This is a genomic window from Thermostilla marina (genome assembly GCF_054657455.1).
Map to the genome: position 1 here is coordinate 4,827,825 of NZ_BAAHYR010000001.1, position 16,220 is coordinate 4,844,044.

Here is a 16,220-nt window from a genome sequence, read left to right on the forward strand (position 1 = left end):
GGCAGGTCAATCGGCGACGGCGCTTCCCCACCAATCGGCGTTCGGTTGGAAGTCGGCGTCCAGGTAGCGGGCGTGCCGTTGCTCCAATTGCCGCATGCCTTCGGTTTTCAGGCGTTCCCAGCGGGCGGCCCGTGCGGCCGGGTCGAACTGCGGATCGGGCGTCGGGAACTTTGCGTCGGTCGCTTCGAGCCATGCCCACAAACGGGACTTCATGGCCTCGACCCGTTCGGGCATCGCCGAGGCCATGTCGTGCTGCTCGCCGATGTCTTCGGCGACGTTGTACAGCTCGTAGTGCCCGTCTTCGTGATAATAGATCAACTTCCAATCGCCTTCCAAAATGATCGACGACGGCTCGCCGCCCTGGTTTCCATAGTGCGGATAGTGCCAGAACAGCGGACGCTCGGGAATCGATTCGCCGCGGAGGAGCGGTACGAGACTCACACCGTCGATGTCTTGTGCCGGCGGTACGGGAATACCGGCCAAGTCCAAGAGCGTCGGGTACCAGTCGATTCCGCTGACGGGCACATCGCAGGTCGAACCCGGTGTCGTCACACCCGGGGCGTACAAGTAGAACGGCTCGCGGATACCGCCTTCCCATTGACGCCCCTTACCGCCGCGATACGGCAGGTTCGACGTCGAAAACGCATCGCCCGACGAAACACCGCCGTTGTCCGAGGTGAAACAAATGATCGTGTTTTCCAACAGTCCGTTCTTTTCCAGCGTGTCGAGCACCATGCCGACCGCAGTATCCATCGCTTCGATCATTCCGGCGTAGATCGGGCAATCTTGCACCTGCCGGACGGGTAGTCGGCGATCCCACGCGAAGCGCTTTTCGGCCGGACCCGCGGCGACGGCCTTGTCGCGGTACTTCTTCCATAATTCGCGATTCGTCTGGATGGGGCCGTGCACCGAGTAGAACGACAGGTAGGCCAGAAACGGCCCGTCGCGATGCGACTCGATGAAGCGGCACGTTTCGCGTCCCAAGCGAAGCGGAAGGGATTCGCCCGGCGGCCCGTCTTCCAGGTTCGGGTTGTTATAGGGCGAGAAATAACCGCCTGCCGGGCTTCCGGCGTCCCAGCCGCCTTTGTTGATCTGAAATCCGTGATCGGTGGGCCACGATCCCTTGCCGCCCAGGTGCCACTTGCCGGCGAAGAACGTGCTGTATCCCGCATCGCGGAGCACCTCGGCAAGCGTGATTTCCGACGCCCGCAAGGCGTGTTCGTACGCGGGCGGCAGATGGCTGTCGAATCGCCCGGCCTTGCGCCATTCTTCGCCCGAGCGATCGCCGATCCAGGTGGTGATCCCCGTCTTCACCGGATACTTGCCCGTCAAAATCGACGACCGCGACGGACTGCACACCTGGCACGTGGCGTAGCCGCGGGTGAATTTCATCCCCATCGCGGCAATGCGGTCGATGTTCGGGCTTTCGTAAAAGGTGGAGCCCTCGTTGCTCAAATCGCGAATGCCCAGATCATCGGCGAGAATGAAAACGATGTTCGGCCGCTCGGCCGCGGCAACAAGGGTGTTGCCCATCGCTACGATCCAACCGGTGAGTATCCATCCGAGCAGACGATGCCGTTGACGAATCACGTTGAGGCTCCTGTGCACGAATTTCAAATTGCGGGGTGAAGCAGAAGGCGACCGCGGGGGGAGCCGAATCGCTCGCGAAACGATGTCCTTCCACTTTGGACCGTAGCCTGCGGCATGTCAACTCGCGGGCCTTCAGCCGTTACCTTGCCGAGAGCGGATCGGGGAACCATGATTCATCCGGGGACGACCTCCTCGAGGTAACGTCCTTTCAACGGCATCGGAACGCAGACACCCGCCCCTTTACATCGTGGAGCGACAGATTATGCGAGTCACTACGTTGTTGTTCGCGGTTGCGGTTGCATGCCCGGCGGGAGTTGCGACCTCGGCCGAGTCGCCTGCGGATCGCATGGCACAAGTGGCCCGTACGCCCGGGCTCATCGCCTTTTGGGACTTCTCTCATCGTGAAGGCGCGACGTGGGGCTCGTACTACGATCCGCAGGTCGTGGATCGTTCCTACCCGGTGTATCTTCGGCGGATCGGTGATCCGAAACGCTACCCGCCCGACGATTGGCCCTACCACGATGAAGACGCGCGGCTGACGATCGACACATCCGGTCCGTTCGGGCACGCCGTTCGATTCAATCAGGGGTTCATCTTCGGCGAAGTTCCGCGTGCCGCATTCGACGGCTCGCCGCTGGATATCTGCGGCAGTCGTCCGTTCACCCTGATCGCGTGGATGAAGTTCGTCGGCAAGCGGCACATGATTGCCGGCATATGGGATGAAGGCGGTTGGAAGAAATACGGCGGACGCCGGCAGATCGCGTTGTTCGGCGGCCTATTCGGTTCGCGGGGTGTAATCGGGAACATCTCGGCGACGGGGGCGGCAAGCTATCCGCAGTCGACCGCTCCCGGCTCCCAGTACGCCCGCTGCCGCGCAGTGGACGGCCGTGGATTCGACAATCATCGCTGGACGACCGTGGCGATGACGTTCGATCCCCAAAGCCGGATGCTTACCGTGTACTGCAACGGTAAGGCAACGCCCTGCGAGCTGATCGATCCGGTTGCCGCAGACGTCTTCGGCGATCAGGCCCCGCCGTCGGCCAATCCGTACCATTTTCCGTGGCCCATCTATTCCCCCCGGGCGTTTGTGCTGAAATTCAACGGCTACGACGCCGCCTCGGGCGTGTACGAGCACTGGCTTCAAATCGACACCGTTAAGCGGACGGTCGCCTATCATCGAAGTTGCGTGCCGGGCGCCGCAATCGCAGATTCGTATCGCGTCCGATTCGCCGTCGAAGGGGCCGGCCCATTTCCGCCCGCGTCGTTCGAGGCGAAAGAGGGGGCGGCGATCACGTTGCCCCCTGTGCTGGAACTGCGGCCGGGTGTCGAGATCGTCGCTGCGCTCGAGGTGCAAGAAGGCGGCACCTGGCGGCGGGTGGGCGACGAGATTCGGTATCCCTTGCGTGAAGGGGCGCCGTTCACTTTCGGCCGTGCATTGGGGTTGGGCGATGAGCCGATCGCGCATGGTTCGCAACTGTTCATCGACGGTGCGGCCGTCTTCAATCGGGTTCTCTCGGCCGACGAATTGAAATCGTTGGCGTTCGTTTCGGAATAGCCTTGCGTCGGTGTCACGGCGGCATGGTGAGGCGCGCCGAAGGCGCACTGCGACCCGGCCACGCCGGCACGTCGCGTGTTTTGGGAGCTCGGGAATCGATGCGTCCGAAGGTCAGGTTTGCCTGAACGGTGACCCCACGCGCAAGATTGTCGTCGTTTCGCTTGACGGAAAGTCCTTCGAACGCGACATGCAGGCACGCATCGACGTCGAACAGGGCCGCGAAAAAGGCGGGAGCTCCCAAGAGGCTCCCGCCCGATGATCTTCTTGCGAAGTTCGGCCGTTCACGCCCGAACCCTGCGATTTATTCTTCAGGACGTTCGGATTCTTCCAATCGCACCAAAAGGATTTCTTGCGTGCGTTCGGGGCCGAAGTGCACCAGCGCCGGGGCCTGGTCCTGGGTGAGGTTGTAGATCCCGGTTTCCATCACGATGTCGGGGTTCGAGCCGTCGGCGGCCTTCCACACGGCACGTTGTGTCTTTTCGTCGACCATTCCTTCGACCGGATGCGTTGTGCCGGTCGATTCGTTGTAGAACGTTCCGCCGACGATACCGTTCTTGGTGACGGCCAACTGGAGGTACATGCTCGACGCATTGACGCCTTCGGCCGTTAGGGCGAATACTCCAAGCGGCAGCCACTCCAACTCGGCCGCTTCGTCTTCGTGGATTTCCGGAACGGAGGCGGCAATCTCACAGGTGTCTGCGTAATACTCGTCGGCGGTGCCGTACTTTTCGCCGTCGACGTAGACGACGTTGTTTTCGTAGTACACGGTGCCGCCCGATCCGTAGCTGTAGTAGATCGGATGCGTCCAACGATGGAGCACCCAACCGGTGATCGCACCGGCGGTCGCCCAACGCCACCAGTAATCGGGCCGGTAGCCGGGATGGCCGGGATACCACGGATACGGCGGTCGCCCGCTCACCGGCGGATAAACCGGCGGCCGATTCGGTGGTCGTACACCCGGCGGCTGTTCACCGGGCGGCCGGTTCCCCGGCGGCTTCGTTCCAGGGGGCCGGTTCCCCGGAAGAAGCCCCTCGCCCGGCAGCGAAGGCAACTGGACTGCCGGAGGTGTCGTGCCCGGATTCCCGGAGCCCGGTGGTCGGATGCCCGGAGGCCGATCGCCCGGTCGATCTCCCGCACCGGGCGGAGAACCGCCGCCGTTGCCCGGTCTCGCCGGCAATTGCACCGCAGGAGGCGTAGTGCCGGGGCTGCCCGGTCGTGTACCGCTCGGCAGATTCGCACCGGGGCGAGCCGGAAGCTGTGCCGCAGGCGGCGTGGCCGGCTTGGTCGAAGGTACTTGGCCCGGCTTGAACCAGTCGGGCATCGAGGGACGTTGCGTCGGTAATGTGCCGATCTGGTTTTGAAGCTTGCCCCGATCAATTGCCGGACGCGCGCCGCTCGAGGGCAGGTTGATGCTCGGCCGGCTCGGCGTTGCCGGACGCGTACTGCTGGACGGCAAGTTGATGCTCGGCCGGCTCGGAACCGACGGACGCGCACCTGACGGGACACTGATCGATGGGCGACTCGGTACGGTGGGGCGGCTCACCGGAGGTCGGCTTGGCATCGGACGGCTCACCGATGGACGACTCACCGACGGACGGCTCATCGACGGTGAGCGGTTGATCGAGGGGCGAGCCACGCCTCCGATCCGTCCGCCGACTCGCTGGGCCCACGCACCATCGGCGATCAGACACGCCGCCGAAGCGATCACAATGGGAAGAAACAGACGACCACGGACGTTCATTGCGAGGCCTCCTCGTTCGCTTGCGGGGCCTCGTCTTCCTGCCGGACGACGGTGACCTCGGGAATGTTCGGTTGCAACTCACCGTCGATTTCTCGGTTGGTCGATTGCCATCGAATCGTGTTTTCGTCGACGCGGGTGAGTACGTTAATGGCCGAAGCCCGACGGCCGTCTGCCAATACGAACACCTTCTTCACCAACCAGCGGTTGTCGTCTCGAATCCATACGCCTTCCCCGACGCCGCCCTCGGAATCGAACGTCCAAGAGTGAATCTGTCGGGCGACGGGATCCCAGCCGACGAACTGGGTTCCTTCGAGGACAGTCTTTCCATCGGTTTCGACCCGAAAGGTTCGCTTCAAGAAACGCTTGTTCAGCGTCCATTCGCACTCGGTCGTAACGACGGCGTCGTCGCCTTTGTCGATCCAACGGCCGACGAGCCAATCCAACCCGGCCGACGCCAACGGCGGCGAATCGGCCTGTTCGGCGACCGTTCCCTCGACGGTCGTTTGTTCCTGCGCAACCGCACTCGTCGCTGCGAGCACGACGAGGGGCGCAAGCGACACCCATACTCGCATCCGGAAACTCCTTGTGAGAAAAGAACATGAAACAGTGAGAAAAGAGCCCGGCAGCGAGCGAATCACGGAAGCGTACGGCACTTTTCCTACCAACGATGCAATTGTACGCCGGCGCCACCCGAAAACAAAGTTATTTTGAGCCGACACGACGCACGCAGCTTGCCGCCGGGCGATCCGTATGACGATTTTCGACGGACCTTGCCGGGGTGACTCGGCTTAGTCGTTGTTAGACATATTTCTTCTCGTGAAAAAACACATCCGGCGGCGGTTTCTTTGGGTGATGTAATTGAAAAAACGAACTGCTCTAGTTTTTGTCAATCTAATCTGGACGCGTGCAATGATAACGGTTGTGGGCATCCTAATAATTGTCGCGAGTTCTCGTCCCCGGTGGTGTCTTGTTGTCTTGTCTTGTTGCGGTGCCTGCGTTCTGCATCGACATCAGCGTGGGAGGTAGTGACCATGGGGCGTCTCGTCGTAGGTACGGTCGCGGTTGCGGCCTTGTTGTGCGCAAACGCAGTCGGTCATGCTGCGGTCGTTTCATTTTCCCTTGTCACGATCGGCTCGCCCGGCAATCCTGCCGACGATACCGGTTACGGTGCGGTGGGCTATGTCTACGCGATTGGGCAGTACGAGGTGACGAATGCCCAGTACGCGGCGTTTCTAAACGCCGTCGACCCGAACGGCATCAAGCCGTTGAAGCTGTACCACAATAACATGGGTAGCAACGCCCAGGCAGGCGGTATCGTCTACGATGGTAACGCCGCGCCCGGCCATCACTACTCACCGAAGAGCGGGCGTGAAGACTGGCCCGTCAATTACGTCTCGATTTGGAACGCGGCGCGCTTCGTGAACTGGTTGCAGAACGGGCAACCTGTCTTGGGCACCTCGGCCGGGATCGCCGACATCGAGTCGGTTTGCGATCACGGTGCTTACGACATCGTCGAAGGTACGGCGCTTGTCCGCCACGCCGATGCGGCATGGTTCTTGCCGAACTTCGACGAGTGGTACAAAGCGGCGTTTTACAACCCGGCCGCCGGCGCGTACTACGACTACGCCACGCGGTCGAACACGCCGCCGGTGGCGTCTGTACCGCCGGGAGACGCCGTTAGTGCGAACCTCAACAATATTGCTGGAGGGCCTACGCCTGTCGGTGCGTATACCGAGGCGTACGGTCCGTTCGGTACGTTCGACCAGGCGGGAAATATCGGTGAATGGATGGAAGATTTCGTGACGGTCAATAACGATTTGGCTGCGGCATTGAGCGACCACTACGGCAAAAAGCGAGCATACAAGGCCGGCTATATGAAATGGATCAACCCCGGCGCGACGTGGGCCACTACAGGTTTTCGAGTGGCTGCCGTAGCGCCGGTGCCCGAGCCGAACAGTATCGCCGGTTTGTGTGGAATCGGCGCGGTCGTTGGTATCGGGTACATGTACAGACGGCACACGATGCGGCAACGGCGAGCGTCGCACCGCGTAAAGCGGACCGATTGACGAGGCAGCCCCTGCATCAAGAAATCACGAATCGGCGATTCACAACCTGAACTACGGAGAAAGAGACGCATGAGGTTTTCCACGATCCTTTCGGCGATGGCGGCAGTGTGCGTGATGGCATCGGGGTTGGTCTTCGGTGCATACACCGAGACCATGACGCCCGATATGCCCGAAAAGAACCTGGTCGCCGATTACGGGCTTGTCGACGACGGTGCGGCAAGCGATCAAAGCGCCGTCTTTCAGCGGGCGATCGATGAGCTGGCGGCAAGCGGCGGCGGGCGGATCATCGTCCCCAAGGGAACCTATCGACTGGCCGGCGTGCGATTGAAGTCGAACATCCACCTGCTGTTCGAGGCAGGGACGGTCATCAAGCCGAATTGGCCGCCGGGAACGAAGACGGTCGTGTTCCTCCTCGACGCCGAACGGCCTCCGAAAGGAAAAGCGACCGAAGCCGACGAAAAGGCGTTTATCGAGAACGTCAGCCTGCGAGGCTTGGGCGGACGCTGGATCGTCGACTATTCGGACCGCGAGCCGAAAAAGGGAGAAGGCGTACGCGCAGTGCTGGCCACCATGGTGCGAAACTTCCTCATCGCCGATCTGCTCATAAAAGACAATTTCACGACCTACTGCGGAATCACGCTCACGCCGCTACAGACCAAGCGAGACACCAGTGATTGGCCGGTTTCGCGAGCGACCGACGGGACCGTGCGAAATTGCCGGATCATCAACGCCAGTCCCGGATACGGCCTGACCCAGTTGCACGGCGCGCAGTCGGTCCATTTCGAAAACATTCGCGCAAAAGGCGGTGTGACGCTGCGACTCGAAACGGGTGCCGTCGGTCCGCAGACCGGCGTGTACGATATCACGGCCCGAAACGTCGTCAACAAGAACGGTCGGTGCGCCGTGATGCTCGGACCGCACAGTGCCGTCAACGGGGTGGTGAAGGTCGACGGGGTACGGACCGTCAGCAGCGCCTATGCCGTCACGATCGGGTTGGGCGGTGTGAAAGAAGGCCAAGAGAAAATCGACCCCGATGCGACGAACGGCAGTTTTGCCGAAGGCAGCTACGTCAAGAACATTCACGCTGTATTCGGTATGCACGCACAAATCAAAACCCATTCGATCTTGGAAATCCCGGAAGAGTACTACGACGACCTGAAGCTCCGATGGTTCGACAAGTTTTTCGAGGGGCCGTCCATCGGGGCCGTGCGGGACAACACCGAAGGTCACTATCACGTCATAATCGAAAACGTGACGATGGAAGGGTTCAAGTACAACGCCGACAAGCCGATCCTCACCCCGGCCGACGTGCGCCCCGGCAAGTGGGGAAAGGAATTGCAGAAATGGAAGGAAACCTACCAATAGTTCGTCGGTTCGCGGTGTTGTACCGGCGTGCCAGCCGCTCATGGCTTTGGGCGTGCCGAGGACGACACACGACGTTCACCGGAAGTACTTGAATCGAACCGCGCAAATGGGGTACGGTCCGCCGAGGGCGCACTCGCGACCTTGGCGGACCTGACGCGTCTCTACGCAGTGCACATTTCTGTTATTCGGCCCGTACGGCAACCGGCTGCTTGGGCATGTTTTCCTCCGCAGCGCCGCATTGACGCCGGATGAACGACGGTAGCGCACCGCTTGCCAAAGGCGGCGGACGTCGGATACGATCGGCGTGTTGCCGGTTGCCGCGAGGGGGGAGCATGACCGAAACGTACTCCGTGCGCGAATTGCGGCGCATGTGGAAGCCGCACAAAGAACGATTGGCCGAAACCGAGGAAGGTGCGGCCACGAATATCCGCTTTCATCGGGCGTGCAGTTGGCTGCAACAGGCCGAAGCGGCCGACGAGGCGTTCGCCGATTTCGCCTTGGTCGGGCGGTGGATCGCCTTCAACGCCCTCTACGGAAAATGGGACGACGACCGCCGCGAGCCGGAGCCTGACCTTGCCGGATGGCGAGCGTTCGTCGATCGCATGGTGCGTCTCGACGCGAACGGACATATCGCGTCCATCTTGCAGGAACACAAACGGCTCGTGCAGGCCATCCTCGATGATGAGTATTTGAGCAGGCACTTCTGGGAGGATCCCACCCCAAACCGGGCAAAACGCGCAAAAAGAGGAAAACACGAATCCCATACGTGGTACCTGAACCGACAATGGACGTTGATCCTCGACCGCGTGTTGCAGCGCATCTATCTGCTGCGTTGCCAACTGGTCCACGGAGCGGCCACGTGTCAGGGGAAACTGAATCGGACGTCGGTCCGGCTGTGTAACACGATGCTGGATCATCTCGTGCGGACGTTTCTGCTGATTTGGGTGGAATCGGGGGCCGGCGAAGACTGGGGCTCCCTTTGCTATCCACCGATTCACAAGGGGCGCCCCCGCTGAAAGCGAGCCCCGACCTTCGGGGACGTGATCCCCACCGGCCGAATGTGGCGCGTTTCGGAAACGTCGTGGACCCCATTTCGACGGCGCTCTCTGGAGTTTCGAGGGAAGGGGGAAGTCGGTATAATCTTCCCAATTCGCCCCCGCCCAAGCCTCGATCGAGGGAGTCGGCATGGAGGGGCGCTCGGTGCCTGCCGCGCCGAGCGAGCCAATCGGAGATCGAAGACACACGGATGCCATCTGGGGGAGTCGCCACGTTGACCACGCCAGCTTCCGTCACGGAATCGAATGTCGGCGCGAACGGCAAGCCGAAGCGACGTCGCTCGGCCGAGGCCATGGCCGCCGGACAACGCGAAATATCCGTCAGTGAGTTTTTCGCCAAGAACCGCCATCTGCTGGGCTTCGACAGCCCGCGACGGGCCTTGCTGACCGCCGTCAAAGAGGCCGTCGACAATGCCCTGGATGCGTGCGAAGAAGCCGGTATTTTGCCCGAAATCTGGGTGCGCCTTGACAATCCCACCAACGGCCGGTACCGGGTCATCGTTCAGGACTGCGGGCCCGGTATCGTCAAGAAGCAAATTCCGCTCATCTTCGGAAAGCTGCTGTACGGCTCGAAATTCCACCGCCTGCGACAAAGCCGCGGTCAACAAGGGATCGGGATCAGTGCGGCCGGTATGTACGGCCTGCTGACCACCGGCAAGCCGGTCGACATCGTGTCGAAGACCGGGCCTCGGAAGCCTGCCCACTTTTACCAGGTGCAAATCGACACGAAACGCAACAAGCCGGAAATCGTCAACGGCCGCGGTAACGGCGTCGATATCGAACCGGGCACCGAAAGCAAAACGCTGGCCGAAGAATACGGTATTCCGTGGCAGCCGGTCGATCACGGAACGCTCGTGGCCATCGAGATGGAAGGACGCTACCAGCGAGGTCGCGGCAGCGTCGACGAGTACCTCGAACAAACCGCAATCGCCAACCCGCATGTCACGTTGCACTTCGTCGATCCCGAAGGCAACGAGAAAACCTACGAGCGGGTCACCGATCAACTGCCGCCGGAACCGAAAGAAATCAAGCCGCATCCCTACGGCGTCGAACTCGGTCGGCTGATCACGATGATGAAAGACTCGAAGTCGACGACGCTGAGCGGCTTTTTGACCGGTTCGTTTTCGCGGGTCAGTCCCCGCGTGGCTTCAGAGATTATCGAAAAAGCGGGGCTCGGGCCGCGGACCCACGTTCGGCGATTGGGCCGGGAACAGGCCGAAAAGCTGTTCGAGGCGATCCAGTCGACGAAGATCACCGCCCCCTCGACCGATTGTTTGTCGCCGATCGGCGAGGAGCTGATTTTGCGCGGGTTGCGGCAGGTCGTCCCCGGCAAATTTTACGCGGCCACTACTCGTCCCGCCTCGGTCTATCGCGGCAACCCCTTCCAGGTGGAGGTTGGATTGGCCTACGGCGGGGCCGCGGCGGTGTACCGCGTTTCTCCCGAGATTCTCGACGAGTTGATTTCGGAAACCGATACCCGCACGCTACGGCAATTTCTCACGTATACCTTCGACGGCATCGGTCCCGACGGGGCCGACAAGATCATCCGCCAGGCGAAGCTTCGCGCCCGCATGTCGCCGGGGCGACTCAAAGAAAAAGAACGCCGCCGGCTCGTCGAGGCGCTGCAAAGCGTGAACTTGACCGAAGGGCAGTCGATGAACATCTTGCGGTATGCGAACCGCGTGCCGCTTCAATTCCAGGCCGGGGCCTGCGCCATCACGCAGACGGTGATCAACACGAACTGGCGAACATACGGGCTGTCGCAGTCGCGCGGTTCGCTGCCCTCGGGACCGCTCACGCTGTTCGTACACATCATCAGTGTGTGGGTGCCGTTCACCAGCGAATCGAAAGAGGCGATTGCCCTCTATCCCGAAATCCAGAAAGAGCTGCGACTGGCGTTCCAGGCGGTCGGGCGAAAGCTGGGCCTGTACCTGCGTCGACGGCAAAAGGTTCGCCAGCAAAGCGAGCGGCGGAACATCTTCCTGCGTTACCTCGGCGAAGTGGCCCAGGCCGTGTCGACCATCAACGGCGCGCCCGCCGAAGAAGTCTATGAAGACCTCGTGCAAGTCGCCAAGAAAAAGACCGCCGAGGCCGACATGAAGCTCGACGAACGCGGTCGCATCGTGGAGGAAGAGGAAGATTACGGCGGAGGTGTGTTGATCGTCGACGAAGAAAACGTCGTCGATGGAGAACAGTTGTTGGCCGAAAAACGCAACGGCGACACCACGCACCAAAAGCAACTCTTCTAGTCGCCCGTGATCGCGTCCGTTTCGTGTTTCGTCTTTGCTTGTTTCGGGGATTCCTTACATGGCCAAGAAGAAGGTCTCGAAAAACAAGGCTTCCCAGACCAACGGCCGGTCGAGCGTCCAATTGACCGACAACGATCGGCGCACGCTCGAACGCTTGACCGGATTGGCAGACCACGTCGTCCAGGCCGCCAAAAAGCGACGCGAACCGTACCTCGAAATCCCGTCGCGTACGCTCTCGAACGTTCACTACAACAAGCACAAGCGGTTCATCGAAATGGGCAAAGCGAAGAACCGCCGGCACTTGTTCAATCTGTCGCAGGCGAAAAGCTACATGCAAACGATGCTCGTCGCCAGCGGCTGCAAGCGCCTGGTCGAAGACGGAAAATCGACCAGCATCCGTGGTCTTTTCTACATGCTCAAACACACCATTGAAGGGACCAAAGAGGAGACGTTCAACGATCAGAGCGAATGCGACCCCGTGATCGAAGACGTCGAAGTCACGCTCGGCGCATTGCGGGAAGAGTTGCACGTGTACGCCTCGAACCGCGGCGCCATGGTCGGCGAAATCGTCATTCGCGACTCGGGCGACGAAATCGACTGCACGCGCATGGGATCGGGCGGCTACGCCATTCCGTCGATCGTCGAGCCCGACGTCATCCAGTTCCTCAAGTGCGACGCGAAATTCATCCTGCACGTCGAAAAGGACACCGTCTGGCGCCGCTTCAACGAAGACAAGTTCTGGCGCAAGCACAAATGCATTTTGACACACGGCATGGGGCAACCGCCGCGCGGCGTCCGCCGCCTGCTGCACCGCATGCACAACGAACTGGGATTGCCCGTCTACTGCCTGCTCGATAACGACCCCTGGGGGTACTACATCTACAGCGTGATCAAGCAAGGCTCGATCAACCTGGCCTACGAGTCACAGCGGATGGCCATTCCCGATGCACGTTTCTTGGGATTGCGGTCGATCGATTTCGAACGGTGCGGTCTTTCGGAAAGCGTCACGATTGCGTTGACCGACACCGACCGCAAGCGGGCGAAACAGATCATGCAATACCCCTGGTTCCAGCACAAAAAGGCTTGGCAGCGCGAGATTCAAAAACTGCTCGACAACGGTTTCAAGCTGGAAGTGGAAGCCTTGATCTCGCGCGACATCAGCTATGTGACCGAAGAATACGCCCCGCAGCGGCTGCGAGACGGCGATTGGCTCGACTGAGGGATCGCCCGGCCGCGATGCCTCGCAAAAGCCGGGCAATGCGCATGCCTCCGACGGCCGCCGTCGATACGTGCCCGTTATTCTTGTGCCCCGGGCGAAGTGTCCTCCTGCGCTATCATTTCGAAATATTGCGGTGAACCGTCGCCTTTTGCGGGGGAGGTGTGCTGCAAACCGAAAAACTTTAGGTTCTTTCTGCATCAAACGAAGTACCAATGATATGCAATTGCTGGGCATTGGTCGGCACACCACGTAAAATAAGAAAATTATCGGTCGCTGGTGATCAAATCGAAAATTTCCGAGACACCGTCACGACCGTTGGACGGCTTTTCTGTATTCGTCTTCTGTCCCCCCAAGACCGCGAGTTTGTCGCCATGAGTCCTTCGATGCCTGTGTACCGCACGATCCGTGAGCAAATCGCCGATCTCATTCGGGCGGATATCCTTTCGGGCCGCCTCACCGAAGGGGAGCGGCTTCGCGAGCAAGAGCTGGCCGAGCGCTACGGCGTCAGCCGGGCACCCATCCGCGATGCCTTGCTCCAGTTGACGCAAGAGGGCCTGTTGGTGGCCAAGCCGAACTGCGGGGTTCGGGTCGGTTCTGCCGCCGATCAAGAAATTCAGCCCCTGATCGTCGAACTGCGCCGTCAAATCGAGGTGTTTGCTTTGCAAAAGGCGTTCGATCGACTGGCGAACGAATGGCTCCCGAAGTTGGAGGAAACCGTCGAGCTGCTCGAACCGGCATGTCGCGACGGCGAGCTGAGCGAAATCGTTCGACACGACGTGGCCATGCACCGCATCATCGTCGAGGCGGTCGACAACCCCGACTTGCTGGCGATCTGGCTACCCATCGTCAGCCGGATGATGCTTCATTACAGCCGCTTGGGCAACATGATGGACAGCTACCGCGAGCACAAGGGCATTCTCGACGCGATCCGCAACGGCGATCGCCGTCGCGCCGAAGAAGCCCTGATCGCCAATATTCAGTAGCGGTACCTCGTCGCAATCGTTGAACGCTGTTCGCCGCCCGACGGAACCTTTCGCTCGCGGCGGCGTTTTTCGTGCGCCCTCGCCCCCATCGAAAACGCCTGCCGAAAATTCTCGTCCCGACTGGCAATCGCCGATCGCCTCGATCAAGATGGGAGCACCTTCGACCGGAATACTTTCGGACATGTCCCGTACCGGTACCCCTCACCATGTGGAAGCGGAGGCAGCACTGATGCGGTTGCAACGATTCACCGTCTCACCGATCAACTCGCTCGGAGTCGCGTTGTTCTTATACTTGTGCGTATTCGGGATGTTTACAGCGTGCAACACGGGTGTTGCCGAGGAAGCACCGCCGCGGATCCCCCGTGCCGAGGCGTTCTTGGGGATCCACTTCGATTTTCACGCCGGCCCCGACTGCACGCAGGTGGGCGCCCGCACGACACCCGAAATGGTCGAAACGATCATCGACAAGGTGCGTCCCGACTTTATTCAGATCGACTGCAAAGGGCACCCCGGCTATTCGAGCTATCCGACGAAGGTCGGCAATCCCGCCCCCGGTTTCGTCGGCGATCCGCTGGTCGTGTGGCGCGAAGTGACGAAGCGCCGCGGCGTGTCGTTGTTCATGCACTATTCGGGCGTGTGGGACGGCCGGGCCGTCGAGCTGCATCCCGAGTGGGCCGCGGTCCAGGCGAACGGCAAGCCGCACGAGCGCGCGACGTCCGTCTTCGGCCCTTACGTCGACGAGTTGATGATTCCGCAGTTGCGAGAGCTGGCCGACGTCTACGGCGTCGACGGCGTGTGGGTCGACGGCGATTGCTGGGCAACGGTCCCCGATTACCGCGAACGCGTCGTGAAGATGTTTTGCGAGCAAACGGGCGCAACCGCTGCACCGAAGGGCCCCGGCGAACCGTACTGGTTCGAGTGGCTCGAATTCCACCGCGAAGGATTTCGCCGGTATTTGCGGCACTACGTCGACGCGATGAAGGCTTCGCATCCGCAGTTCCAGGTGATCAGCAATTGGGCGTTCAGCGACCACATGCCCGAGCCGGTTTCGGCCGATGTGGTTTCCCTTTCGGGCGATTTCTCGCCCGACGACAGTGTGAATTCCGCCCGTTTCGCCGGACGCTGTATCGAAAACCAGGGCATGCCCTGGGACTTGATGTCGTGGTCGTTCAGCCGCAAAACATGGCGGCAGAAACCCGCCGCACAACTCAAGCAAGAAGCGGCCGTCGTCCTCGCGATGGGCGGCGGATACCAGGCCTACTTTCGCCAAGACCGCGACGGAGCCGTCAAAGACCTGTCGCAGATGGACACAATGGCCGAAGTCGCCGAGTTCTGTCGTGCCCGACAATCCTTCTGCCACCGCTCGAAGGCCGTCCCGCAAGTTGCGCTACTGTACTCCACGGCCGGGCACTATCGCACGTCGAATCGTCTTTTTCACTGGTCCGAGCCCCATGTCGTCGTTTTACGGCAAGCCCTGACGGCCATCTTGCAGGAAAACTACGGGGTGCAGATCGTCAGCGAGCACCACGTGCGAGGACATGTGCGCGACTGGCCGATCGTGGTCGTACCCGACTGGGATTACCTCGAGCCCGACTTCCGTGACGAGCTGGCCGCTTACGCCGACGACGGCGGCAAGCTCCTTTTGGTCGGCGAAGGTCCCGCCGCCTTGTTCGCTCACAAACTCGAATCGCATGCTGCGAACATCGTCGCCGTGCCCGCGGTCGACGAACGCTTCACTGCGGCGCTGCGCCGCTTGTTTCCCGACCCGATCGTGACGGTAACCGGTTCGAGCGATGTGGACGTATCGCCCCGTACTCTCGACGGCGTGTTGTCGATCCACCTGGTCAACACGTCGGGGCCGCATGCGAATCCTCCGGAAGACGGTATCCGCGAGATCGAACCGATCGGCCCGCTGACGGTTTCCGTACGCCTTGCGGCCGAACCGAAGGCGATCGTGCTACAGCCGGAAGGGAAAGCGTTGCCGTTTACGTGGCGCGACGGTCGTGCCGTCACGACGGTCGACCAACTGCCGATTTACTCGATCTTGGTCGTGCAGCAATGACCACCCATCGGTAAAGGTGGCCTGGTTTCGAATCCGGCCGCGCTCGCCCTCGGGAGCTCGGCTTTTGGGTTCCTTCGGGGCCACGTGTGAGGCGTGGGCATCCTCTCGGCCCGCGATCGGCCCTTTTTCTGACGTGTGAGGTGAGAGCGTTTTCGGTGGGGGAAACCGACACAACCGCCTAGCACCCCTAATTCAAGCGGGGGATGTGCTCCTCTTTGTGAGGTCACTCGCTGTCAAGGAAAATCCGTGCTATATTATATGGCATCCACCGTTGTGGGGGCTGTGCACGAGGGATATCGCATTGGCTCAGCTCGTGCGGTCCGGTATGGGAAGGG

General features: G+C 61.0%; 12 protein-coding genes. 8 read left to right on the plus strand and 4 right to left on the minus strand.

Going from position 1 to position 16,220, the window contains the following annotated elements; translation table 11 throughout:
* Nucleotides 1–6: 6 nt before the first annotated feature.
* Nucleotides 7–1,590: a sulfatase gene (locus ACYQ2I_RS17450; RefSeq protein ID WP_460168314.1), complete on the minus strand. Its 1,584-nt coding sequence runs from the start codon at nucleotides 1,588–1,590 to the stop codon at nucleotides 7–9.
* A 262-nt stretch (nucleotides 1,591–1,852) separates the two neighbouring features.
* On the opposite strand from ACYQ2I_RS17450, the gene ACYQ2I_RS17455 reads away from it, so the two are divergent.
* Nucleotides 1,853–3,145 carry a hypothetical protein gene (locus ACYQ2I_RS17455; RefSeq protein ID WP_460168315.1) on the plus strand — a complete coding sequence of 431 codons (1,293 nt, stop codon included), beginning with the start codon at nucleotides 1,853–1,855 and terminating at the stop codon, nucleotides 3,143–3,145.
* Between the two features lie 301 nt (nucleotides 3,146–3,446).
* Here the strand turns inward: ACYQ2I_RS17455 and ACYQ2I_RS17460 are convergent, their stop codons facing one another.
* Nucleotides 3,447–4,601 (minus strand): chromosomal replication initiator protein DnaA, encoded by a 1,155-nt coding sequence (locus ACYQ2I_RS17460; protein ID WP_460168316.1) that lies wholly within the window; start codon nucleotides 4,599–4,601, stop codon nucleotides 3,447–3,449.
* Between the two features lie 281 nt (nucleotides 4,602–4,882).
* Nucleotides 4,883–5,458, minus strand: coding sequence for a hypothetical protein (locus tag ACYQ2I_RS17465; protein WP_460168317.1), 576 nt, complete (start codon nucleotides 5,456–5,458; stop codon nucleotides 4,883–4,885).
* A gap of 459 nt (nucleotides 5,459–5,917) precedes the next feature.
* On the opposite strand from ACYQ2I_RS17465, the gene ACYQ2I_RS17470 reads away from it, so the two are divergent.
* Both ACYQ2I_RS17470 and ACYQ2I_RS17475 read left to right on the plus strand, forming a co-directional pair.
* The gene (locus tag ACYQ2I_RS17470; RefSeq protein WP_460168318.1) at nucleotides 5,918–6,952 is read left to right on the plus strand and encodes a formylglycine-generating enzyme family protein; all 1,035 of its coding nucleotides are present in this window, start codon (nucleotides 5,918–5,920) and stop codon (nucleotides 6,950–6,952) included.
* Between the two features lie 69 nt (nucleotides 6,953–7,021).
* Nucleotides 7,022–8,317, plus strand: coding sequence for a glycoside hydrolase family protein (locus ACYQ2I_RS17475; protein WP_460168319.1), 1,296 nt, complete (start codon nucleotides 7,022–7,024; stop codon nucleotides 8,315–8,317).
* A gap of 181 nt (nucleotides 8,318–8,498) precedes the next feature.
* Here the strand turns inward: ACYQ2I_RS17475 and ACYQ2I_RS17480 are convergent, their stop codons facing one another.
* The gene (locus ACYQ2I_RS17480) at nucleotides 8,499–8,651 is read right to left on the minus strand and encodes a hypothetical protein (protein WP_460168320.1); all 153 of its coding nucleotides are present in this window, start codon (nucleotides 8,649–8,651) and stop codon (nucleotides 8,499–8,501) included.
* Here ACYQ2I_RS17480 and ACYQ2I_RS17485 point away from each other — a divergent pair.
* The 5 genes from ACYQ2I_RS17485 (at nucleotide 8,650) to ACYQ2I_RS17505 (ending at nucleotide 15,885) form a co-directional block, all read left to right on the plus strand.
* On the plus strand, nucleotides 8,650–9,333 hold the full coding sequence (locus tag ACYQ2I_RS17485) for a hypothetical protein (RefSeq protein ID WP_460168321.1): 684 nt from the start codon (nucleotides 8,650–8,652) through the stop codon (nucleotides 9,331–9,333). The genes ACYQ2I_RS17480 and ACYQ2I_RS17485 overlap by 2 nt on opposite strands.
* A 254-nt stretch (nucleotides 9,334–9,587) precedes the next feature.
* Nucleotides 9,588–11,621 carry a DNA topoisomerase VI subunit B gene (locus tag ACYQ2I_RS17490; protein WP_460168322.1) on the plus strand — a complete coding sequence of 678 codons (2,034 nt, stop codon included), beginning with the start codon at nucleotides 9,588–9,590 and terminating at the stop codon, nucleotides 11,619–11,621.
* Between the two features lie 58 nt (nucleotides 11,622–11,679).
* The gene (locus ACYQ2I_RS17495) at nucleotides 11,680–12,840 is read left to right on the plus strand and encodes a DNA topoisomerase IV subunit A (protein ID WP_460168323.1); all 1,161 of its coding nucleotides are present in this window, start codon (nucleotides 11,680–11,682) and stop codon (nucleotides 12,838–12,840) included.
* 371 nt (nucleotides 12,841–13,211) lie between these two features.
* Nucleotides 13,212–13,823, plus strand: coding sequence for a GntR family transcriptional regulator (locus tag ACYQ2I_RS17500; protein ID WP_460168324.1), 612 nt, complete (start codon nucleotides 13,212–13,214; stop codon nucleotides 13,821–13,823).
* A 229-nt stretch (nucleotides 13,824–14,052) separates the two neighbouring features.
* Complete coding sequence (locus ACYQ2I_RS17505) at nucleotides 14,053–15,885, plus strand: hypothetical protein (protein ID WP_460168325.1); 1,833 nt, start codon at nucleotides 14,053–14,055, stop codon at nucleotides 15,883–15,885.
* The last annotated feature ends 335 nt before the right edge of the window (nucleotides 15,886–16,220 follow it).

What these genes read in the sequence shown, in the direction of transcription:
- ACYQ2I_RS17465 (WP_460168317.1), bottom strand. Translation starts at nt 5,458, where the DNA reads ATGCGAGTATGGGTGTCGCTTGCGCCCCTCGTCGTGCTCGCAGCGACG.
- ACYQ2I_RS17455 (WP_460168315.1), top strand. Translation starts at nt 1,853, where the DNA reads ATGCGAGTCACTACGTTGTTGTTCGCGGTTGCGGTTGCATGCCCGGCG.
- ACYQ2I_RS17505 (WP_460168325.1), top strand. Translation starts at nt 14,053, where the DNA reads ATGCGGTTGCAACGATTCACCGTCTCACCGATCAACTCGCTCGGAGTC.
- ACYQ2I_RS17475 (WP_460168319.1), top strand. Translation starts at nt 7,022, where the DNA reads ATGAGGTTTTCCACGATCCTTTCGGCGATGGCGGCAGTGTGCGTGATG.
- ACYQ2I_RS17480 (WP_460168320.1), bottom strand. Translation starts at nt 8,651, where the DNA reads ATGCTCCCCCCTCGCGGCAACCGGCAACACGCCGATCGTATCCGACGT.
- ACYQ2I_RS17495 (WP_460168323.1), top strand. Translation starts at nt 11,680, where the DNA reads ATGGCCAAGAAGAAGGTCTCGAAAAACAAGGCTTCCCAGACCAACGGC.
- ACYQ2I_RS17485 (WP_460168321.1), top strand. Translation starts at nt 8,650, where the DNA reads ATGACCGAAACGTACTCCGTGCGCGAATTGCGGCGCATGTGGAAGCCG.
- ACYQ2I_RS17470 (WP_460168318.1), top strand. Translation starts at nt 5,918, where the DNA reads ATGGGGCGTCTCGTCGTAGGTACGGTCGCGGTTGCGGCCTTGTTGTGC.
- ACYQ2I_RS17500 (WP_460168324.1), top strand. Translation starts at nt 13,212, where the DNA reads ATGAGTCCTTCGATGCCTGTGTACCGCACGATCCGTGAGCAAATCGCC.